This is a genomic window from Pseudomonas sp. (assembly GCF_035277045.1).
Classification (GTDB): domain Bacteria; phylum Pseudomonadota; class Gammaproteobacteria; order Pseudomonadales; family Pseudomonadaceae; genus Aquipseudomonas.
The window spans coordinates 342264-363276 of record NZ_DATELE010000276.1; the positions used below are offsets into that span (position 1 = coordinate 342264).

The window sequence follows — 21013 nt, forward strand, 5'->3', positions numbered from 1 at the left end:
GAGCTGTAGATGAATGCACTGTCTGGCGCCATGATCTTCGTGGTGCAAACCCTGGTCAGCCTCTACCTGGTAATCGTCCTGCTGCGCTTCGTGCTGCAACTGGTCAAGGCCGACTTCTACAACCCGCTGAGCCAGTTCGCCGTGCGCGCGACCCAGCCGTTGCTCAAGCCGATCCGCCGCATCGTGCCCAGCATTGCCGGCCTCGATACGTCGTCCCTGCTGCTGGCGATCATTCTCCAGGCGCTGTTGATGGCCTTTGTGCTGATGGTCACCTACGGCACCTTCGGCAATGTGCTGCCCCTGCTGATGTGGGCGATCATCGGCATCACCTCGCTGTTCCTGAAGATCTTCTGGGTGGCGATGATCGTCATGGTGATCGTCTCCTGGGTCGCGCCCAACAGCCATAATCCGGCCGCCGAGCTCGCCTACCAGATCAGCGAGCCGGTGCTGGCGCCCTTCCGCAAGCTGGTCCCCAACCTGGGCGGCATGGACATCTCGCCGATCTTCGCTTTCCTGGCGATCCAGGTCATCCAGTCGTTCGTCATGCCCCCGCTGGCCGCCTACGCCGGCATGCCGCAAGAACTGTGGCGCATGATCTGATCCTGCCTTTGCCACCGGCGGCCAGCTGTTGCTTGCCGCTGGGGGTAGCGGTCTTTAGACTTACGCCTCATTCACGCGTGAGCAGGGTCGATGTCCACTGTCTTTCCCGAAGATTCTGTCGGTCTGGTAACACCGCAACTGGCGCAGTTCGACGAGCCTCTGGCTCTGGCCTGCGGCCGTTCGCTGGCTTCCTATGAGCTGATCTACGAAACCTATGGCACCCTCAACAGCACGGCCAGCAATGCCGTGCTGATCTGTCATGCGCTGTCGGGTCACCATCATGCGGCGGGCTACCACAGCGTTACCGATCGCAAACCGGGGTGGTGGGACAGCTGCATTGGCCCGGGCAAGCCGATCGACACCAACCGCTTCTTCGTTGTCAGCCTGAACAACCTCGGCGGCTGCAACGGCAGCACCGGGCCCAGCAGCCCTAACCCGGCCACGGGCAAGGTCTACGGCGCCGACTTCCCGATACTGACGGTCGAAGACTGGGTGCACAGCCAGGCGCGCCTCGCCGACCGCCTGGGCATCGCGCAATGGGCCGCCGTGGTCGGCGGCAGCCTGGGCGGCATGCAGGCCTTGCAATGGACCATCACCTATCCCGAGCGCGTGCGCCACTGCGTCGACATCGCCTCGGCGCCAAAGCTGTCGGCCCAGAACATCGCCTTCAACGAGGTTGCCCGGCAGGCCATCCTCACCGACCCGGAGTTCCACGGCGGGTCGTTCCAGGACCAGGGCGTGATCCCCAAGCGCGGCCTGATGCTGGCGCGCATGGTGGGCCACATCACCTACCTGTCCGATGACTCGATGGGCGAAAAATTCGGCCGCGAGCTCAAGAGCGACAAGCTCAACTACGACTTCCACAGTGTCGAGTTCCAGGTCGAAAGCTACCTGCGCTACCAGGGCGAGGAGTTTTCCGGGCGTTTCGATGCCAACACCTACCTGCTGATGACCAAGGCCCTGGACTACTTCGACCCGGCCGCCAGCAACAACGGCGACCTGGCCGCGACCCTGGCCGGGGTCACGGCCCAGTACTGCATCATGTCGTTCACCACCGACTGGCGTTTCTCGCCTGCCCGCTCGCGGGAGATGGTCGATGCCTTGATGGCCGCGCGCAAGAACGTCTGCTACCTGGAGATCGACTCGCCGTATGGCCACGATGCCTTCCTGATCCCGACCCAGCGCTACATGCAGGGTTTCTCGAACTACATGAACCGCATTGCACTGTGAGGGCAGCATGAGAGCCGACCTGGAAATCATCCAACAATGGATCCCCGCCGGCAGCCGGGTCCTCGACCTTGGCTGCGGCAACGGTGAACTGCTGGCCTCGTTGCGCGACCGCAAGCAGGTCACCGGCTATGGCCTTGAGATCGACGCCGAGAACATCGCCGCCTGCGTCGCCAAGGGCGTCAACGTGATCGAGCAGGACCTGGACAAAGGGCTCGGCAATTTCGCCAGCAACAGCTTCGACGTGGTGGTCATGACCCAGGCCCTGCAAGCCGTGGAATATCCCGACCGCATTCTCGACGAGATGCTGCGCGTGGGCCGCCAGTGCATCATCACCTTCCCCAACTTCGGCCACTGGCGCTGCCGCTGGTACCTGGCGACGAAAGGCCGCATGCCGGTGTCGGACTTCATGCCGTATACCTGGTACAACACGCCGAACATTCACTTCTGCACCTTCGAGGACTTCGAGGCCCTGTGCAGCGAGCGTCACGCCCAGGTCATGGATCGCCTGGCCGTCGACCGTCTGCACCGCAGTGGGTGGGTCGGCCGGCTTTGGCCTAATCTTCTGGGAGAAATCGGCATCTATCGCGTCAGCAGCCCTGGCTTGCAGGAGCATCAGGTCGCGGTCTGACGCGCCTGACTGAGGAACCGGATCATGCGTCGCCTAGCCCTGTTTCTGTTCAGCCTGTGCCTGGCCCTGCCAGCGCTGGCGGCCGATGCCGCCCGGCCCGACCGCAAGGAAGTCTTTGGCGACGTCACGGTGCACTACAGCGCCTTTACCTCCAGCATGCTGCAACCCGAGGTGGCCACCGCCACCGGTCTGCTGCGCAGCAAGAACCAGGGCGTGCTGAACATTGCCGTGGTCAAGGACGGCAAGCCGGGCATGGCGGTGGTCAGCGGCACGGTGAAAGAGCTCACCGGGCGCAGCAGCCCACTGTCGTTCCGGCAGATTACCGACCACGGCGCCGTGTACTACATCGCCCAGTTCAAGATCGAGCAACCGCAGGTCCTGACCTTCGACCTGAACGTCGAAACCGGCGGGCTCGGCCATCAATTCAGCTTCAACCAGGAAGTCTTCCCAGGCCAATGATGAACCTTCAGCAACTCGTACTGGCCAGCCACAACGCTGGCAAGCTCAAAGAACTCCAGGCCATGCTGGGCGCGTCCGTGCAGCTGCGTTCGATTGGCGAATTCAGCGCCGTGGAGCCCGAGGAAACCGGCCTGTCGTTTGTCGAGAACGCCATCCTCAAGGCGCGCAACGCCGCGCGCATCTCCGGGCTGCCGGCGCTGGCCGATGACTCGGGGCTGGCAGTGGACTTTCTCGGCGGCGCGCCAGGCATCTACTCGGCCCGCTACGCCGATGGCCAGGGCGACGCAGCCAATAACGCCAAGCTGCTGGACGCCCTGAAGGACGTGCCCGAAGACCAGCGCGGCGCGCAGTTCGTCTGCGTGCTGGCCCTGGTGCGGCATGCCGATGACCCGCTGCCGATTCTCTGCGAAGGCCTCTGGCACGGGCGCATCCTCCATCAGGCCAGCGGCGAGCACGGTTTTGGCTACGATCCGTTGTTTTGGGTACCTGAGCGCGAGTGCTCCAGCGCCGAGCTGAGCCCGGCCGAGAAAAACCAGCTCAGCCATCGCGCTCGTGCCATGGCGCTGCTGCGCCAGCGTCTGGGCCTGGCATGACCGAACACCCTCTCATCCAGCCGCTGCACCCCGGCGCGGCTGGCTTCAGCACGCAAGCCCCGCGCGTGGCGCTGCCACAGCTGCCGCCGCTGTCGCTGTACATCCATATTCCCTGGTGCGTGCGAAAGTGTCCGTACTGCGACTTCAATTCCCACGCAGCGACGCCCGAGCTGCCGGAAGAAGCCTACGTTGATGCGCTGCTGGCCGACCTCGATCAAGAGCTGCCCGCGGTCCATGGCCGGCCAATCAGCTCGATCTTCTTTGGCGGCGGCACGCCCAGCCTGTTCAGCGCCCGCGCGCTGGGCCGGCTGCTGGCCGGTGTCGAGCAGCGCATCCCGTTCGCCCCCGATATCGAGATCACGCTGGAGGCCAATCCCGGCACGTTCGAGCAGGAAAAATTCAAGGCTTACCGCCAGCTGGGCATCAATCGCCTGTCTATCGGCGTGCAGAGTTTCCAGCAGGCCAAGCTGGAAGCCTTGGGGCGCATCCACAATGGCGATGAGGCCGTCCGCGCCGCGGGCATGGCGCGCGCTGCCGGCTTCGACAACTTCAACCTCGACCTGATGCACGGCCTGCCGGACCAGTCACTGGACGATGCGCTGGGCGACCTGCGCCAGGCCATCGACCTGGGGCCGACGCACCTGTCGTGGTACCAGCTGACCCTGGAACCGAACACGGTGTTCTGGAGCCAGCCCCCGGAGCTGCCCGAAGACGACATTCTCTGGGATATCCAGGAAGCCGGGCAGACGCTCATGGCCGAGCATGGATTCGTCCAGTACGAGGTATCGGCCTACGCCCAGCCAGGCCGCGCCGCACGGCACAACCTGAACTACTGGAGCTTTGGCGACTTCATCGGCATCGGCGCCGGGGCCCATGGCAAGCTCAGCCACCCGGACGGGCGCATCCTGCGCACCTGGAAGACCCGCCTGCCCAAGGACTATCTCAACCCGGCCAAGCCGTTCAAGGCCGGCGAGAAGCTGCTACCCGTGGACGAGCTGCCGTTCGAGTTCCTGATGAACGCCCTGCGCCTGACCCAAGGCGTGGACGCCGAGCTGTTCACCCTGCGCACCGGTCTGCCCCTGGAGCAGCTCACCGCCGCGCGCCGCGAGGCCGAACAAAGGGGCCTTTTGCAGGTCGAAGCGGATCGACTGGTGGCCACGCCGCGCGGCCAGCTGTTCCTCAATGACTTGTTGCAGTATTTCCTGACCTGAAGGATGACCCATGGACATGGTTTTTGATCTGCTCGCGACCGCCTCCCGCTGGAGCCGCGGTAACTTGTCGGAGATTTCGCTGGCGCTGGTGGGCTGTGTGCTGGTGCTGTTTGGCAGCGACATCAAGGGCTGGGCCGAGCAGCGCATGGGCGGGTTGACAGGTGCCCTGCGGGTGCCGGCGATGGCCTTGCTGGTGACGATCGGCAGCGGCGCGGCGCTGATCCATGCGACGCCGTGGGTGGTGAAGGGGCTGAGCCAGTTCAACAACTACGCGCTGGGTCCGGTGCTGCTGGTGGTGCTGGTGTTGATCGGCGTGGTAGCTGATCGGCGGGGTTGAACCCAGGCGCGCCGCCGTCGTGAATGGACGGCGGCACCCTGCGGTCGATCAGTCGACTTTCTCGAATTTCAAGTCCCACACGCCATGCCCAAGCCGTTCGCCGCGGCGTTCGAACTTGGTGTTCGGGCGCTCTTCAGGGCGCGGCACATAGGTACCGTCCGCTGACTGGTTGCGGTACCCGGGCGCTGCGTTCATCACTTCGAGCATGTGCTCGGCATACTGCTCCCAGTCGGTCGCCATGTGGAACACGCCACCTACCTTGAGCTTGCTGCGCACCAGCTCGGCAAAGCCCGGCTGGACGATGCGGCGCTTGTGGTGACGGCTCTTGTGCCATGGATCGGGGAAAAACAGCATCAGCCGGTCGAGGCTGTTGTCCGCCACGCAGCGGTTGAGCACTTCAATGGCGTCGCAGTCGTACACCCGCAGGTTTTTCAGGCCCTGGGTCAGCACGCCGTTGAGCAGCGCACCGACACCGGGACGGTGCACTTCGACACCGATGAAGTCCTGCTCGGGCGCGGCAGCGGCCATTTCCAGCAGGGAATGGCCCATGCCGAAGCCGATTTCCAGGGTGCGCGGCGCGGCGCGGCCAAACACCTGGTCGTAGTCCACCGGGCTGTCGGCCAGGGGCAGGATGTACAGGGGGCCGCCCTGGTCCAGGCCGCGTTGCTGGCCTTCGGTCATGCGCCCGGCGCGCATCACGAAACTCTTGATGCGGCGCTGCGGGCGCGCTTCGCCGTCGGGGGTGATCGGCGTTTCTTGCGATTCAGTCATCAGGGGCTCTTACTTGATCAGACCATCCAGCGGCGAAGAGGCGCTGGCATAGAGTTTCTTCGGCATGCGCCCGGCTAGGTAGGCCAGGCGGCCTGCGACGATGGCGTGCTTCATGGCCTCGGCCATCATCACCGGTTGCTGGGCGTGGGCAATGGCCGAGTTCATCAGCACGGCCTCGCAGCCCATTTCCATGGCGATGGTGGCGTCGGAGGCGGTACCCACGCCGGCATCGACCAGCACCGGCACCTTGGATTCCTCAAGGATGATCTGCAGGTTGTACGGATTGCAGATGCCCAGGCCAGTACCGATCAGGCCGGCCAGCGGCATGATCGCGATGCAGCCGGCTTCGGCCAGCTGGCGGGCGATGATCGGGTCGTCGCTGGTGTAGACCATCACGTCGAAACCGTCCTTGACCAGCACTTCGGCCGCCTTGAGGGTCTCGATCACGTTGGGGAACAGGGTCTTCTGGTCGGCCAGTACCTCGAGCTTGACCAGGTTATGGCCATCGAGCAGTTCACGGGCCAGGCGGCAGGTGCGCACGGCCTCGACCGCATCGAAGCAGCCAGCGGTGTTCGGCAGAATGGTGTAACGGTCTGGCGGCAGCACGTCGAGCAGGTTCGGCTCGCCCGGGTTCTGGCCAATGTTGGTGCGGCGCACGGCGACGGTGACGATTTCGGCGCCCGAGGCTTCGATGGCCTGGCGGGTTTCGTCCATGTCACGGTATTTGCCGGTGCCGACCAGCAGGCGCGACTGGAAAGTGCGTCCGGCCAGGGTAAAGGGCTTGTCGCTACGAACGTTGCTCATCGGTAATCCTCTGGAAGGGTGAAGGGGTTGCAGGTCGTTCGGCAGGGTCTAGCCGCCGCCGATGGCGTGAACTACTTCGACCTGGTCGCCTTCGTTCAACAGGGTGCTGTCGTGCTGGCTGCGCGGCACGATATCCAGGTTGAGCTCTACCGCCACACGGCGCCCGACCAGCTCCAGCCGGCCCAGCAACGCGGCGACGCTCTCGCCCTGGGGCACTTCGTAGGGTTCACCGTTCAGTTGAATGCGCATGCACACGGCCACCGTTGTTCTATGGGGCCCGCATTCTAGCCCCGATCACGGCTCGAACCCAAGGGCGGCCACCACCATTCGTCCCGGCATCCGCACCAGGACCGGCGAACTGCGCGGTCAGCCCAGGCGCCAGGCCGCAAGCCCGAGGCACAGCCAGCCCGCAAGAAAACACAGGCCACCGATCGGCGTGATGATGCCCAGCTTGCCGATGCCAGTCAGGGTCAACAGGTAGAGGCTACCGGAGAACAGCACGATGCCCAGCACGAACAGACCACCGGCCCAGCCGACCAGGCGGCCTGGCAGGTGCGCGGCCAGCAATGCCACGCCGAACAGCGCCAGGGCGTGCACCAGCTGGTAGGTCACGCCGGTCTGGAAGATCGCCAGGTAGTCGGCGCTCAGGCGGCCTTTGAGACCATGAGCGGCGAAGGCGCCGAGAGCGACACCGGTGAAACCGAAAAACGCGGCGAGCATCAAGAAGCTGCGAAGCATGGGACGACTCCTTGGAAGGGGTCTGTATAATGGCCCGTTCCATCAGTCCGGCCAAGCGATTGCCATGCTGTTATCCCTGATCCGCCGCCTCGTCCGTGCTTTCGCCTGGTTCGCCGCGGGCAGCATCGTTCTGGTCCTGGTGCTGCGCTGGGTGCCGCCACCCGGCACCGCGTTGATGGTCGAGCGCAAGATCGACTCCTGGTTCGACGGCCAGCCCATCGACCTGCAGCGCGACTGGGAGCCGTGGGACAAGATCTCCGATGACCTCAAGGTGGCGGTCATCGCCGGCGAGGACCAGAAGTTCGCCACGCACTGGGGCTTCGACATTCCGGCCATCCAGGCCGCTTTCGCCCACAACGAGCGCGGCGGGGCATTGCGCGGCGCCAGCACCCTCAGCCAGCAGGTGGCCAAGAACCAGTTCCTCTGGTCGGGGCGCAGCTGGCTGCGTAAGGGCCTGGAGGCCTGGTTCACCGGGCTGATCGAGCTGTTCTGGTCGAAGCAGCGGATTCTCGAGGTCTACCTCAACAGCGCCGAATGGGGTGAAGGGGTGTTCGGCGCGCAGGCGGCGGCGCAGCATCACTTTGGCATCGATGCCAGCCGCCTGAGCCGCCAGCAGGCCAGCCAGCTGGCGGCGGTGCTGCCCAGCCCGCTGAACTGGAGCGCCAGCCGGCCCAGCCCCTACGTGGCGCGGCGCGCCAGCTGGATTCGTCAGCAGATGAACCAGCTGGGCGGGACGGGCTACCTGGTGCAGCTGGAGCATGCGCGCGGCCCCTGAGAAATGAAAAAGCCGCTTGCCCCTTTCGGGGACAAGCGGCTTTTTTTGCAGCGCGACAATCAGACCGCGATCAACGCCTTCACCTTGTTCATCGCATTTTTTTCCAGCTGGCGAATACGCTCGGCCGACACGCTGTACTTGTCCGCAAGCTCATGCAGCGTGGCCTTTTCCTCGGCCAGCCAGCGCTGGTAGAGAATGTCACGGCTACGGTCGTCAAGGCCCTGCAACGCTTCGTGCAGGTTGCTGCTGGAGTTGTCGCTCCAGTCGGCATCCTCGAGCTGCAGCGCCGGGTCGTAGCGGTGGTCCTCCAGGTAATGCGCAGGCGACTGGAAGGCGCTGTCGTCGTCGGCTTCGGCAGCCGGGTCGAACGCCATGTCGTGACCGCTCAGACGGCTTTCCATCTCGCGCACTTCACGCGGCTCCACCCCCAGGCTCTCGGCCACACGATGGACTTCATCGTTGTTCAGCCAGGCCAGGCGTTTCTTCTGGCTGCGCAGGTTGAAGAACAGCTTGCGCTGCGCCTTGGTGGTCGCGACCTTGACGATGCGCCAGTTGCGCAGGATGAACTCGTGGATCTCGGCCTTGATCCAGTGCACGGCGAACGACACCAGGCGCACACCCATCTCGGGATTGAAGCGCTTGACGGCCTTCATCAGGCCAACGTTGCCTTCCTGCACCAGGTCGGCTTGCGCCAGGCCGTAGCCGGCATAGCTGCGCGCGATGTGCACGACGAAACGCAGGTGGGCCATAACCATTTGCCGAGCGGCCCCAAGATCCTGCTCGTAAAAAAGACGCTCGGCCAGATCACGCTCCTGCTCGGGCGTCAGCAATGGAATGCTGTTGACCGTGTGCACATAGGCTTCCAGGTTTGCACCGGGAACCAGGGCATAGGCAGGCTGCAACGAAGTGGTCATGCGAAAACCTCCGGACTCACTGAACTCGTGCCCTCAGGCACTGCCAACATTGACCGGGGAGCAATAGGCAAGTTCCCCAGGCGGGCCAATGCTGGCCAAAAAACATTATCGTGGCGCCAACTCGTTCAAATGACGGGCCACCGCGATCCATGCACCGATATACCCTAACAATACTGCTCCAATCAAGAGCGACAGACCATCGGACCCTGGCACACCTGCCAGTGCGAAATCACTGCCATACAGCCCCGAAAGCCCTACGACGGCATCATTGAGCCAGTTCAGGCCGAATGCCAGGATTCCCCACGCCAGCACGCCAGCGCCCAGTCCATAGAGCGCGCCCATATAGAGGAAAGGCCGGCGGACATAGCTGTCCGTGCCGCCCACCAGCTTGATCACTTCGATCTCGGTGCGGCGGTTCTCGATATGTAGACGAATCGTGTTACCAATTACCAAGAGCAATGCGGAAACCAGCAGGACGGTCAGGCCGAAGACAAACCGGTCACCGAGCTTGAGAATCGCCGCCAGGCGCTCGACCCACACCAGGTCCAGCTGCGCCATTTCCACCCGGGGCAGCTCTGCCAGGCGTTGACGCAAGGCCTCAAGCGCGGGCTTGTCGACTTCGCTCGGGGTCACCACCACCACGCCGGGCAATGGGTTGTCGGGCAGCTCACGCAGCGCCTCGCCCAGTCCCGACTGCTGCTGGAACTCCTCGAGCGCCTGTTCGCGGCTGACATAGTCCGCTTCGGCGACGCCCGGCATGCCCTTGATCTGCTCGCGTAGCGCCTCGCCGTCACGGCTGCTGGCATCGAGCTTGAGGTACAGGGAAATCTGCGCCGCGCGCTGCCAGGATCCGCCCAGGCGCTCGACGTTGTTCAGCAGCAGCGACAAGCCCATCGGCAAGCTCAGGGCCACGGCCATCACCAGGCAGGTAAAGAAGCTGCCGATCGGTTGCTTGCCCAGGCGGCGCAGGCTGTCGACCACGCTGGCACGGTGGCTTTCCACCCAGGCATTGAACAGGGTGCGGAAATCCGGGCCATCGTCATCATGACCGCCGCGCTTCTTGTGCTTCTGCGGTTGTTCATCGGCGGCCTTGGGCGCAACGCGCTCGGACACCTTGGGACTGCGTGTGCTCATTGCCCGGCCTCCCCATCGCCGATCAGTCGGCCGCGCTGCAAGGTCAGCATGCGGTGGCGCATGCGCGCGATGAGGGCCAGGTCGTGACTGGCGATCAGCACGCTGGTGCCCAGGCGGTTGATGTCTTCGAACACGCCCATGATCTCCGCGGCAAGGCGTGGATCGAGGTTACCGGTGGGCTCATCCGCCAGCAGCAGGGCTGGCCGGTGAACGATGGCGCGGGCGATGCCGACACGTTGCTGTTGACCGGTCGACAGGTCGCCGGGAAACAGCTCGGCCTTGTCGGCCAGCGACACGCGCTCGAGCGCCGAGTCGACGCGCTTGGCGATCTCGACCTTCGACAGGCCGAGGATCTGCAATGGCAGGGCGACGTTGTTGAACACTGTCCGGTCGAACAGCAGCTGGTGGTTCTGGAACACCACCCCGATCTGACGCCGCAGGAACGGGATCTGCGCGTTGCTGATCTGGCCCAGGTCCTGCCCTGCCAGCAGCAGCTTGCCGCTGGTCGGGCGTTCCATGGCCAGAAGCAAGCGCAGCAAGGTGCTCTTGCCAGCGCCGGAATGGCCGGTCACGAACAGAAATTCGCCCCGGCGCACCCGAAAACTCAGCTCATGCAGGCCTACGTGGCCATTGGGGTAGCGCTTGGCGACCTGTTCGAAGCGGATCATGGATGCTCCCGCTCGGCAAACAAGGCCTTGACGAAGGATTCGGCTTCGAACGTGCGCAGGTCATCGATACCCTCGCCCACGCCGATATAACGGATCGGCAGGCCGAACTGCTTGGCCAGGGCGAAGATCACCCCGCCCTTGGCGGTGCCGTCGAGCTTGGTCAGCGCCAGGCCGGTCAGCTCGACGCTCTGGTTGAAATGCTTGGCCTGGTTGATGGCGTTCTGCCCGGTACCGGCGTCGAGCACCAGCAGCACCTCGTGCGGCGCATCCGCATCGAGCTTGCCGATGACCCGGCGGACCTTCTTGAGCTCCTCCATCAGGTTGTCCTTGGTGTGCAGGCGACCGGCAGTGTCGGCGATCAGCACGTCGATGCCGCGGGCCTTGGCAGCCTGCACCGCGTCGAAGATGACCGACGCCGAGTCGGCGCCCGTGTGCTGGGCGATGACCGGGATCTTGTTGCGTTCACCCCAGACCTGCAGTTGCTCGACCGCGGCGGCGCGGAAGGTGTCGCCCGCCGCCAGCATGACCTTCTTGCCTTCGAGCTGCAGCTTCTTGGCCAGCTTGCCGATGGTGGTGGTCTTGCCCGCGCCGTTGACGCCGACCACAAGGATGACGAACGGCTTGGACTGGGCCTGGATCTGCAGCGGCTTCTCGACCGGGCGCAGCACGCCGGCCAGCTCGTCCTGCAACGACTTGTACAGCGCGTCGCTGTCGGCCAGCTGCTTGCGCGCGACCTTCTGGGTCAGGTTCTGGACGATGGCGGTGGTGGCCTCGACGCCAACGTCGGCGGTCAGCAGGCGGGTCTCGATCTCGTCGAGCAGGTCGTCATCGATGGCCTTCTTGCCCAGGAACAGGCTGGCCATGCCCTCGCCGATGCTGGCGCTGGTCTTGGACAGGCCCTGCTTGAGGCGGGCGAAGAAGCCGGCCTTGGTTTCCTCGGCACGAGGTGGGGCTGGGGGCTCGGCCGGAACTGGCGCGGCGACAGGGGCAGGAGCATCGACAGGGGCGGCGGCGACCACTGGGGGGGCTGCAGCGACGGGCGCAGCCGAGACCACGGCGGGCGCCACAGTCACCGGCTCGGCTGGAGCCACAGGAGGCACTGCCGGGACCACCGCAGGCGCGGCGACCGGTGCGGCACGCTCTGGAATGGCGGGCGGGGCGTGCGGCTCGAGGTCTTCCACGAACGCGACCGGCTCTTCACTGACCGGCAGCACCAGGTTGCTGACCGGCGCCGCGGCCGGCTCGATCACAGGCTCGATGACCGGTTCGGCGACGCGGGCGACGGCAGGTGATGGCGCCGGGGCAGGCGGTGGCGTCGGGGCAACAGGCGCCGGCGCCTCGGGGGCGATCACCTGCGGGGCGACAACAGGTGCCGGGGTGACGGGTGCCGGTGCAACCGGTGCAGATGGAATTGGCGCAGGAGCCGGCGCGGGCTCAGGGACTTCAGTCACCGGGCTCGGCGCCACAGGCGCGTGCACGGCTACCGGCGCGGGCGCTTCGCGCACGGCCTCGGCTGGCGCGGTCGCCTGTTCGGCAGGCACCTCGGCGGCTACCGGTTCGGGGGGCTGTGGCTGTTCGGCGACAGGTTCCTGCGGCTTCTTGCGGAACCAGCTGAACAGGCCTTTCTTCTCGCCAGCCGCGGCCGGCGCTTTCTTGTCGTCGTTGGAACCAAACATGGAGGACGGCTATCTCAGGGTAGCGATGCGCCACCAGCGGCGCACCGGGAATTCTTTCAACGCAGAACAGACTATTTCGAATCCGGCTGGTTCATGCGCAATATTTTGTCGTGAGGCCCTCGGGCCAGATCGGCGACAGGCATGGTCGCCAGGCAATCGGATCAGTATCCTAGCACCTCCAGGCCCGCCGACGCTAAACCCACGCGGGCCGTCCTACAGGTTAACAATTGTATGAATGCTCTAGCCCGCCGCGCTGCTGGCCTGCTGCTCAGCACACTTTGTCTGCCGTTCGCGGCCGTTGCCGCCGATCCGCAACCCACCCACGAGTTCATCCTCGACAACGGCCTCAAGGTGGTCGTGCGCGAAGACCATCGCGCACCCGTGGTGGTCTCGCAGATCTGGTACAAGGTCGGCTCCAGCTACGAAACCCCGGGCCAGACCGGCCTGTCCCACGCCCTGGAGCACATGATGTTCAAGGGCAGCGCCAAGGTGGGTCCCGGCGAGGGATCGCGGATATTGCGCGACCTGGGCGCCGAGGAAAACGCCTTCACCAGTGACGACTACACCGCCTATTACCAGGTCCTGGCCCGCGACCGCCTGCCGGTGGCCTTCGAGCTCGAAGCCGATCGCCTGGCCAGCCTGCGCCTGCCGGCCGACGAATTCAGCCGGGAGATCGAAGTCATCAAGGAAGAGCGCCGCCTGCGCACCGATGACAAGCCCAACCAGAAGGCTTTCGAGCTTTTCCGCGCGATGGCCTATCCGGCCAGCGGCTACCACACCCCGACCATTGGCTGGATGGCCGACCTGGAGCGCATGAAGGTCGAGGAACTGCGCCACTGGTACGAGTCATGGTATGCCCCGAACAACGCGACCCTGGTGGTGGTGGGCGACGTGACCGTCGATGAGATCAAGGGCCTTGCGCAGAAGTACTTCGGCGCCATCCCCAAACGCGCCGTACCGCCGGCCAAGCTGCCGGTGGAACTCGCCGAACCCGGTCTGCGCAAGCTCACCCTGCACGTGCAGACCCAGCTGCCGAGCCTGATCTACGGCTTCAACGTGCCAGGCCTGGCCACCGCCAAGGACCCGCGCACCGTGCACGCCCTGCGCCTGATCTCCGCACTGCTTGACGGCGGCTACAGCGCGCGCCTGCCCGCACGCCTCGAGCGCGGCCAGGAGCTGGTCGCTGGCGCCGGTTCCAGCTACGACCCCTTCACCCGTGGCGACAGCCTGTTCCTGCTCTCGGCAACCCCGAACGTGCAGAAGCAGAAAACCCTCGCCGATGTCGAGAAGGGCTTCTGGACGCTGCTCGACGAACTCAAGACCACGCCACCTTCGGCCGAAGAGCTCGAGCGGGTGCGCGCGCAAGTGATCGCCGGGCTGGTCTACGACCGCGACTCGATCAGCAGCCAGGCCACCACCATCGGCCAGCTCGAAACCGTCGGCCTGTCGTGGAAACTGATCGACAGCGAGCTGGACGAACTCAAGCAGGTCACCCCGAAAGACATCCAGGACGCCGCACGCACCTATTTCACCCGTGAACGCCTGAGCGTTGCCCACGTATTGCCCGAGGAGTCCGCTCATGAGTGACCGCCGCGCCCCACGCCATCCCCTGCTGGGCCTCGGCACCCTGGTGCCGGTGCTCGCCCTGGCCGTGTTCATGGCACGCCCTGCGCTGGCCGAGGTCGCCGCCGCCCGCCCCGCCAATACCCTGCAATCGCTGGCCGAGGTCGACGGCAAGGCGCCCAGCCGCCGCCAGCTGAACATCCAGCACTGGAACACCGCCGAAGGCGCCCGGGTGCTGTTCGTCGAGGCCCGTGAGCTGCCGATGTTCGACCTGCGCGTGACCTTTGCCGCGGGCAGCAGCCAGGACGGCACCACGCCGGGCGTCGCCACCCTGACCAACGCCATGCTCAACGAGGGCGTGGCCGGCAAGGACGTCACCGCCATCGCCCAGGGCTTCGAAGGCCTGGGCGCGGACTTTGGCAATGGCTCATACCGCGACATGGCCGTGGCCACCCTGCGCAGCCTCAGCGCTGCCGACAAGCGTGAGCCCGCGCTCAAGCTGTTCGCCGAGGTGGTGGGCAAGCCGACGTTCCCGCAAGACTCGCTCCAACGCATCAAGAACCAGTTGCAGGCAGGTTTCGAGTACGAGAAACAGAACCCGGCCAAGCTGGCGGGCAAGGCACTGTTCGCGAATCTCTACGGTGACCACCCCTACGCGAGCCCAAGCGAAGGTACCGCCCAGAGCATCCCGCCGATCACCCTCCAGCAGCTGCGCGCTTTCCATGCCAAGGCCTACGCCGCTGGCAACGCGGTCATCGCCCTGGTCGGCGACCTCAGCCGCGGCGAAGCCGAAGCCATCGCCGCGCAGGTCTCCAGCGCTCTGCCCAAGGGCCCGGCCCTGCCCAAGCCAGCGCAGCCGAGCGAACCCAAGGCAGGCAGCACGCACATCGACTTCCCGTCGAAGCAGACCCACCTGATGCTCGCCGAGCTCGGCATCGACCGCGCCGACCCGGACTACGCCGCCCTCTCGCTGGGTAACCAGATCCTCGGCGGCGGCGCCTTCGGCACTCGACTGATGAGCGAAGTCCGTGAAAAACGCGGCCTCACCTACGGCGTCTACTCGGTGTTCACCCCGATGCAGGTGCGCGGCCCGTTCATGATCAACCTGCAGACCCGCGCCGAGCTCAGCGAAGGCACGCTCAAGCTGGTGCAGGACATCCTGGCCGACTACCTCAAGACCGGCCCCACGCAGCAGGAGCTCGATGACGCCAAGCGCGAACTGGCCGGCAGCTTCCCGCTGTCCACCGCCAGCAACGCCAGCATCGTCGGCCAGCTGGGCGCGATCGGCTTCTACAACCTGCCCCTCACCTGGCTCGAAGACTTCATGCAGCAGTCCCAGAACCTCACGGTCGATCAGGTGAAGACCGCGCTCAACAAGCATTTGGCGGCCGACAAGCTGGTCATCGTCACGGCCGGCCCGAAAGTGCCGCAGAAGCCCCTGCCACCGCCTACTGAAAAACCCGCCGAGCAGCCGCTTGGCGTACCGGAGCATTAATGGCCAAGCCCTCCCAACCCGCCAGACCCAGCCAGGGCCAGGGTCACCTGCGCATCATCGCCGGGGAATGGCGCAGCCGCCGCCTGCCGGTTCCCGCCGGAGACGGCCTGCGCCCGACCCCGGACCGGGTCCGCGAAACCCTGTTCAACTGGCTCGCCCCGCACATCGAAGGCGCCCACGTGCTGGACGCCTTCACCGGTAGCGGCGCGCTCTACCTCGAGGCCCTGTCGCGCGGCGCGGCCGAAGCGGTCGCCCTCGACAGCAACCCCGCGGCCATTGCCAACCTGCGTGACAACCTCGAAGTGCTGCGCTGCCCGCGCGGCAAGGTCATCCAGAGCGACGCTCTGCGTTACCTGCAAGGTGACGTGAAGCAGCAGTTCGACCTGGTGTTCCTCGACCCGCCCTTCCACCAGGACCTGCTGGCCAACACCTGCAGCCTGCTCGAAGACCGCGGCTGGCTGCGTGACCACGCCTGGATCTACACCGAAAGCGAAGCGGCGCCTTCTTCGCTGCAAATGCCGGGAAGCTGGCGTCTGCACCGGGAAAAGAAGACCGGGCAGGTGCATTACGCGCTGTGGGAGCGTGGCTGACCGCTATCGTCTGAACGCTTGCCTGCAGCACTAAATACCTCAGGCAGGCGTCAACTTCCCTCGAGACTGCTCCGACTTTCATAACCCAGGAGCAGTCTCGTCATGCCTTCATACCCGTTGGAAAGCCAGCTCCCAGCCCCCTCCCCGCCACCCCTCCATCGCTTCACCCTCGACAACGGATTTGCCGTCTACCTGCGCGAAGACCATCGAGCACCCTTGGTCAGCGCGCAGCTGTGGTACCACGTCGGTTCAAGCTACGAACACGTCGGCCACACCGGCCTTTCCCATGCCCTGGAACACCTGATGTTCGAAGGCAGCAGCAAGCTCGGACCTGGGCAGTACTCCGCCCTGATCACTCGGCTGGGCGGTGAACCCAATGCGTTCACCAGCCGCGACGCCACGGTGTTTCCGGTCACCTTGCCCGCCAGCCGCCTGGAGATCGCGATCGAAGCCATGGCAGATACCATGGCAACCGCGAGGATGGGCCAAGTGGCCTTTGCCCGCGAGCTGGAGGTTATCAAGGCGGAACGGCGCTCGAGGATCGATGGCATGCCGTTTGCCCTGGCACAGGAACGTGGCCGGGCCCTCGCCCACGGTGATAACCGCTACGCGACGCCCATCATCGGCCACGCTGAAGACCTCGCGCAGATGACCCTCGCAGAAGTATTGATCTGGTACAAAAGCTGGTACCACCCGAACAACGCCACCCTTGTGGTGGCTGGCGACATCGGCCCTGAGCGCCTGCGGACACTGGTCGATCGCCATTTTGCCGGGCTGCAGGCCAATACCCTGCCACCCAGGGAAACGCCCAGGGAAAGCGTCTCGCTGGAGGAACGTACCCAGACCGTGACGATGTCTGGCATGCGTCCAGGCGTGATCATGACCTTCAACACCCCCAGCCTTGCCACTGCCCGCAGCGCCAGGGACGCCCATGCGCTGCGATTGCTGGCCGCGCTGCTCACGATTGGCACCAGCTCACGGCTTTACAGTCGCCTGGTGCGCGGCGAAAGAGCGCTGCTGGCGGTCAGATCCGAGTATGACTACCTGCAACGTGGCGACGGTCTGTTCACGCTCAGCGCCTTTTCCAACGGCCCGCCTCAGGACGCGGTCGCGCTGATCTGGCGCGAGCTGGAACGGCTCGGGCAGACACCGCCCAGCGAGCAGGAAATCAAGCGCGCCAAGACCGCGGTGCTGACCGCTGTGCTCTTCGCACGCGATGACATCGCCCAGCAGGCGTCGGCTATCGGGACGTGCGCCAGCAGCGGCGTGGATCCGGACCTGCTGGACACCGAGCAGCAGGCGATCGAGAACCTCACGGGCGAGGACGTGCGGCAGGCAGCATCCGGCTACCTCACCCGAAACCGTCTGACGGTCACCTACATGCAGGACAAGGAGCGTTCGCATGACTGATCCAACCCACACCGCCCAACCTTCTCAGGCCCCTGCCGCCATCGAGGCGGACGTCCTGTTCGACAACCTCGTTTCAGCCCGGGGCATCGACTTCAACCAGTTCGAACCCATCACCACAGACGTGCAATCCTGGCAAACCGAGACCGGCACCCGAGTCACGTTCGTGCAGTCGCGCGGCCTGGCGACGGTTGACCTGGCACTGCGCTTCAACGCCGGCAGTCATCTCGATGGCGAGGCCAGCGGGCTGGCGGCCCTGACCCTGCATATGCTAGGACAAGGCACCCGGCACCTGGACACGGAACAATTCGCCGAGCGCATCGAACAGTTGGGAGTGCTGATCGATAAACGCGCGCGCCTGACCCACACCACGCTCAGCCTGCGCAGCTTGAGTGATCAAGCGCTGCTCGACCCCGCCATCGAGCTATTCACTGAAATGCTCGCGTACCCGGCACTGCACGCGGCTGACCTCGCCGTCACCAAGAGCCGCCTAAGGGCGTATCACAGCGCCCGCGAAGCCCACCCCGCGGGCCGCAAGCACATCGAAGCGTACGCCCATCTCTTTGCCGGGCATCCCTATGCCAATGCCCTGGGCAGTACAAAGGAGGGGGTGGAATCCATCACCCCAGACGATCTCAGGGCATTCCACCGGCGCGCTTATTCCGCGAACAACCTGACCCTGTCCTTGGTCGGTGATGTGTCGCGCACGCACGCCGAAGCCATCGTCGAGCGGATCACCCAGGCGCTGCCCCAAGGCTGGGCCGCCGCTGAGGTGCCTCCAGCCCCGGCCGCGCAAGCCAGGACCCTTCATGTGGAACAATCCGGCATCAGCCATTCGGCGTTGTTGGCCGTGCCGATCCGGATTACCTCCGATGATCCGGACTATCCGGCCCTGATGCTGGCGAACGTGGTCCTGGGGGCAGGTTTCGAGTCGCGCCTGATGCAGGAATTGCGTCAGCGCCGCGGCCTGACGTATGGCATAAGCTCCGAGCTGGCCCCGTATCAGGGAGGTGGTGTGCTGACCCTCGACTGGGAGGTCGCCGCGCACTATTCAGCGGGATCCCGGCAGCTTGTGGCAAGCATGCTTCGTGATCTGGCCGGGCTGGGACCGACGAGAGCCGAGCTGGACCGGGCCCGGCAGCAAGTGGCGGGCACACTGCTGCGCCGCGTGGCGCGCAACCAGTCGCTCGCTGCCGAGCTGGTCCAGCTCGGTCCGCAGTCACCGCCACAATTCGATGCCTATCTGCGCCGCCTGGCCGAGATCACGCCGCAAGCGGTGCGGGGGGTGCTGCAACGCCACCTCGACCTGGAAGGCGCTGTGTTCGTCAGCGTCGGGCCCGCCGCGCAGCAGCAACCGCTGCCGGCATTACCGGCAAGCGGCGCGTAGCGCAGGTACAGGGAAGGTGTTTCCATGGCATCCTAGGTGGGTCAACACGAGCCGCCTAGCATGCCAAGCCATAGCACCCAGTTCCGCCCCGCCACCGGCCTTGCCAACCCCCACCTGCAAACCTTGTGGGGGCCTCTGTGGCGCAAGATGCCCGACCTGCCACGTACCCGCGAGCGCTTGTGGCTGACCGATGGAGACTTTCTCGACCTGGACTGGCACGGCCCGCATGAGGCCGGTGCGCCGTTGGTCCTGGTACTGCACGGGCTGACCGGTTCGTCCGGCTCGCCCTACGTCAAAGGCCTGCAGCAAGCACTGCAACAGCGCGGCTGGGCCAGCGTGGCAGTGAACTGGCGTGGCTGCTCCGGTGAGCCGAACCTGCTCCCGCGCAGCTACCACTCGGGCGCCAGCGAAGACCTTGCCGAGGTCGTCAGTCACCTGCGCGCCCAGCGCCCGCTGGCGCCGCTGTATGCGGTGGGCTATTCGCTGGGGGGCAATATCCTGCTCAAGTACCTGGGCGAGCGCGGCGCGGCCAGCCAGCTGCAGGCCGCGGTCGCCGTGTCGGTGCCGTTTCGCCTGGATGAATGCGCCGACCGCATCGGCCTGGGCTTTTCACGGGTGTACCAGGCGCATTTCATGCGGGCCATGCTGGCGTACGTGAAGGACAAGCAGCGTCATTTCCAGCACCTTGGCCACCACGAAAACCTGGCCACCCTGGCGCGCCTGGGCGAGCTGCGCAACCTGCGCAATTTCTGGGATTTCGATGGCCGGGTCACCGCGCCGCTCAACGGCTTCGAGGACGCACACGACTACTACCGGCGCTCATCGAGCCGCTACTACCTGGGCGACAACCGCACGCCGACACTGATCATCCAGTCTAGCGACGACCCGTTCGTGTTCAGCCACAGCCTGCCCAACCCCGGCGAGCTGGCAGCGCAGACACAGTTCGAGCTGCACCCGCGCGGCGGCCATGTCGGGTTTGTCGATGGCAGCCTGCGCAACCCCGGCTATTACCTGGAGCGGCGCATCCCGCAGTGGTTGGTGGACGGGGTCTGATCAGTCGCCGGTAGCCACCCCATGGGCCGGATCATTGATCCACTCGCTCCAGGAGCCTGCGTACAGGCGCGCCAGCGGGTAGCCCGCCAGGCATAGCGCAAACAGGTTATGGCAAGCCGTCACGCCCGATCCACAGTAGGCCACGAGCTGTTCGGGCGAGCGGTCGGCCAGTTTCTCGGCAAAGCGGACACGCAGTTCCCCGGCAGGCAGAAACCTGCCGTCCGGTCCGAGGTTGTCGGTGAAGGCCGCGCACTGGGCGCCCGGGATATGCCCCGCCACCGGGTCGATCGGTTCGACTTCACCGCGAAAACGCGGCAAGGCGCGGGCATCGAGCAGGGTCAGGTCCGGTTTGCCCAGGCGCTTGGCCAGCTGCTTGGCATCGACCAGCAGGTTCATGTCCGGCGTGCCGACGAACGTCCCTTCACGTTTATGCGGCGGATCCAGGCTCAACGGCAGGTGCGCGGCATGCCAGGCCTTGAGGCCGCCATCGAGGATGCTCACGCCGTCGCGCTTGCCCAGCCAGGCCAGCAACCACCAGGCCCGGGCGGCAAATGCCCCAGGGCCGTCGTCATACAGCACCACCTGGCTGTCATTGTCCAGGCCAAAGCCGCGCAGGCGCTCCGCCAGCCGCTCGGCCGCAGGCAACGGATGCCGGCCGGTATGGCCCTTGACCACGCGGCCGCTCAGGTCGCGCTCCAGATCAGCGAAATGCGCGCCGGCGATATGCCCTTCGGCATAGCTGCGCTGGCCGTAATCCACGTCTTCCAGGGCAAACCGGCAGTCGAGGATCACCTGGCCGGGCGTGTCCAGGCGCTCGGCCAACTGCTGGGGGGTGATCAATTGCGCAAGGGGCATGACAATCTCCTGATGAATGAACCTCTCCTGAGTCTATAGTGCCTTGAGTCGGCATGCCTGACTTGGCCGGGCGCAGTCGCTGCGCTACCATCCGAGTCGCCAACGCACTCCAGCCAGGATCAAGC

At 65.4% G+C, this 21013-nt stretch carries 23 protein-coding genes; 14 read left to right on the plus strand and 9 right to left on the minus strand.

What is annotated here, in order from left to right:
• The first annotated feature begins 9 nt into the window (after positions 1 to 9).
• The 7 genes from VJS90_RS17545 (at position 10) to VJS90_RS17575 (ending at position 5058) form a co-directional block, all read left to right on the plus strand.
• On the plus strand, positions 10 to 600 hold the full coding sequence (locus VJS90_RS17545; RefSeq protein WP_324122911.1) for a YggT family protein: 591 nt from the start codon (positions 10 to 12) through the stop codon (positions 598 to 600).
• A 90-nt stretch (positions 601 to 690) separates the two neighbouring features.
• The gene (gene metX, locus VJS90_RS17550) at positions 691 to 1830 is read left to right on the plus strand and encodes a homoserine O-succinyltransferase MetX (protein WP_324122912.1); all 1140 of its coding nucleotides are present in this window, start codon (positions 691 to 693) and stop codon (positions 1828 to 1830) included.
• A 7-nt stretch (positions 1831 to 1837) separates the two neighbouring features.
• Positions 1838 to 2458 carry a methionine biosynthesis protein MetW gene (metW, locus tag VJS90_RS17555; protein ID WP_324122913.1) on the plus strand — a complete coding sequence of 207 codons (621 nt, stop codon included), beginning with the start codon at positions 1838 to 1840 and terminating at the stop codon, positions 2456 to 2458.
• A gap of 24 nt (positions 2459 to 2482) precedes the next feature.
• The gene (locus VJS90_RS17560) at positions 2483 to 2917 is read left to right on the plus strand and encodes a DUF4426 domain-containing protein (protein ID WP_324122914.1); all 435 of its coding nucleotides are present in this window, start codon (positions 2483 to 2485) and stop codon (positions 2915 to 2917) included.
• Complete coding sequence (rdgB, locus tag VJS90_RS17565; protein ID WP_324122915.1) at positions 2914 to 3510, plus strand: RdgB/HAM1 family non-canonical purine NTP pyrophosphatase; 597 nt, start codon at positions 2914 to 2916, stop codon at positions 3508 to 3510. The genes VJS90_RS17560 and rdgB overlap by 4 nt, the downstream gene beginning before the upstream one ends.
• Positions 3507 to 4721, plus strand: a complete 1215-nt coding sequence (gene hemW, locus VJS90_RS17570) for a radical SAM family heme chaperone HemW (RefSeq protein ID WP_324122916.1) — start codon at positions 3507 to 3509, stop codon at positions 4719 to 4721. The genes rdgB and hemW overlap by 4 nt, the downstream gene beginning before the upstream one ends.
• 10 nt (positions 4722 to 4731) lie before the next feature.
• Complete coding sequence (locus tag VJS90_RS17575) at positions 4732 to 5058, plus strand: DUF3392 family protein (protein WP_324122917.1); 327 nt, start codon at positions 4732 to 4734, stop codon at positions 5056 to 5058.
• A gap of 48 nt (positions 5059 to 5106) precedes the next feature.
• Here the strand turns inward: VJS90_RS17575 and trmB are convergent, their stop codons facing one another.
• The 4 genes from trmB to VJS90_RS17595 all read right to left on the minus strand — a co-directional run bounded on the left by trmB (position 5107) and on the right by VJS90_RS17595 (position 7371).
• Positions 5107 to 5829 carry a tRNA (guanosine(46)-N7)-methyltransferase TrmB gene (trmB, locus tag VJS90_RS17580; RefSeq protein WP_324122918.1) on the minus strand — a complete coding sequence of 241 codons (723 nt, stop codon included), beginning with the start codon at positions 5827 to 5829 and terminating at the stop codon, positions 5107 to 5109.
• A 9-nt stretch (positions 5830 to 5838) separates the two neighbouring features.
• Positions 5839 to 6633: a thiazole synthase gene (locus VJS90_RS17585; protein ID WP_324122919.1), complete on the minus strand. Its 795-nt coding sequence runs from the start codon at positions 6631 to 6633 to the stop codon at positions 5839 to 5841.
• A 48-nt stretch (positions 6634 to 6681) separates the two neighbouring features.
• On the minus strand, positions 6682 to 6882 hold the full coding sequence (thiS, locus tag VJS90_RS17590) for a sulfur carrier protein ThiS (RefSeq protein WP_324122920.1): 201 nt from the start codon (positions 6880 to 6882) through the stop codon (positions 6682 to 6684).
• Between the two features lie 117 nt (positions 6883 to 6999).
• Positions 7000 to 7371 carry a DUF423 domain-containing protein gene (locus VJS90_RS17595; RefSeq protein WP_324122921.1) on the minus strand — a complete coding sequence of 124 codons (372 nt, stop codon included), beginning with the start codon at positions 7369 to 7371 and terminating at the stop codon, positions 7000 to 7002.
• A 64-nt stretch (positions 7372 to 7435) separates the two neighbouring features.
• On the opposite strand from VJS90_RS17595, the gene mtgA reads away from it, so the two are divergent.
• Complete coding sequence (gene mtgA / locus VJS90_RS17600) at positions 7436 to 8146, plus strand: monofunctional biosynthetic peptidoglycan transglycosylase (RefSeq protein WP_324122922.1); 711 nt, start codon at positions 7436 to 7438, stop codon at positions 8144 to 8146.
• A 59-nt stretch (positions 8147 to 8205) separates the two neighbouring features.
• Here mtgA and rpoH read toward each other — a convergent pair whose 3' ends face one another.
• The 4 genes from rpoH to ftsY form a co-directional block, all read right to left on the minus strand.
• Positions 8206 to 9060, minus strand: a complete 855-nt coding sequence (rpoH, locus tag VJS90_RS17605; RefSeq protein ID WP_324122923.1) for an RNA polymerase sigma factor RpoH — start codon at positions 9058 to 9060, stop codon at positions 8206 to 8208.
• 105 nt (positions 9061 to 9165) lie between these two features.
• Positions 9166 to 10194, minus strand: coding sequence for a permease-like cell division protein FtsX (gene ftsX / locus VJS90_RS17610; RefSeq protein ID WP_324122924.1), 1029 nt, complete (start codon positions 10192 to 10194; stop codon positions 9166 to 9168).
• Positions 10191 to 10862, minus strand: coding sequence for a cell division ATP-binding protein FtsE (gene ftsE / locus VJS90_RS17615; RefSeq protein ID WP_158458715.1), 672 nt, complete (start codon positions 10860 to 10862; stop codon positions 10191 to 10193). Before ftsE ends, ftsX begins: the two co-directional genes overlap by 4 nt.
• Positions 10859 to 12538, minus strand: coding sequence for a signal recognition particle-docking protein FtsY (gene ftsY, locus VJS90_RS17620; protein WP_324122925.1), 1680 nt, complete (start codon positions 12536 to 12538; stop codon positions 10859 to 10861). The genes ftsE and ftsY overlap by 4 nt, the downstream gene beginning before the upstream one ends.
• Positions 12539 to 12769: 231 nt before the next feature.
• Here ftsY and VJS90_RS17625 point away from each other — a divergent pair, with 231 nt between their 5' ends.
• The 6 genes from VJS90_RS17625 (at position 12770) to VJS90_RS17650 (ending at position 20033) form a co-directional block, all read left to right on the plus strand.
• Entirely contained in the window at positions 12770 to 14125 is a 1356-nt protein-coding gene (locus VJS90_RS17625) for a pitrilysin family protein (protein WP_324122926.1), read from the plus strand.
• On the plus strand, positions 14118 to 15596 hold the full coding sequence (locus VJS90_RS17630) for a pitrilysin family protein (protein ID WP_324122927.1): 1479 nt from the start codon (positions 14118 to 14120) through the stop codon (positions 15594 to 15596). Before VJS90_RS17625 ends, VJS90_RS17630 begins: the two co-directional genes overlap by 8 nt.
• Positions 15596 to 16186, plus strand: coding sequence for a 16S rRNA (guanine(966)-N(2))-methyltransferase RsmD (rsmD, locus tag VJS90_RS17635; protein WP_324122928.1), 591 nt, complete (start codon positions 15596 to 15598; stop codon positions 16184 to 16186). Before VJS90_RS17630 ends, rsmD begins: the two co-directional genes overlap by 1 nt.
• Positions 16187 to 16288: 102 nt before the next feature.
• On the plus strand, positions 16289 to 17596 hold the full coding sequence (locus tag VJS90_RS17640; RefSeq protein WP_324122929.1) for a pitrilysin family protein: 1308 nt from the start codon (positions 16289 to 16291) through the stop codon (positions 17594 to 17596).
• A complete protein-coding gene (locus VJS90_RS17645) occupies positions 17589 to 18980 on the plus strand; it encodes a pitrilysin family protein (RefSeq protein WP_324122930.1) in 1392 nt (463 codons plus the stop codon). The genes VJS90_RS17640 and VJS90_RS17645 overlap by 8 nt, the downstream gene beginning before the upstream one ends.
• A 60-nt stretch (positions 18981 to 19040) precedes the next feature.
• The gene (locus tag VJS90_RS17650) at positions 19041 to 20033 is read left to right on the plus strand and encodes a hydrolase (RefSeq protein ID WP_324122931.1); all 993 of its coding nucleotides are present in this window, start codon (positions 19041 to 19043) and stop codon (positions 20031 to 20033) included.
• Here VJS90_RS17650 and VJS90_RS17655 read toward each other — a convergent pair whose 3' ends face one another.
• A complete protein-coding gene (locus VJS90_RS17655; RefSeq protein WP_324122932.1) occupies positions 20034 to 20888 on the minus strand; it encodes a sulfurtransferase in 855 nt (284 codons plus the stop codon).
• Between the last annotated feature and the right edge of the window lie 125 nt (positions 20889 to 21013).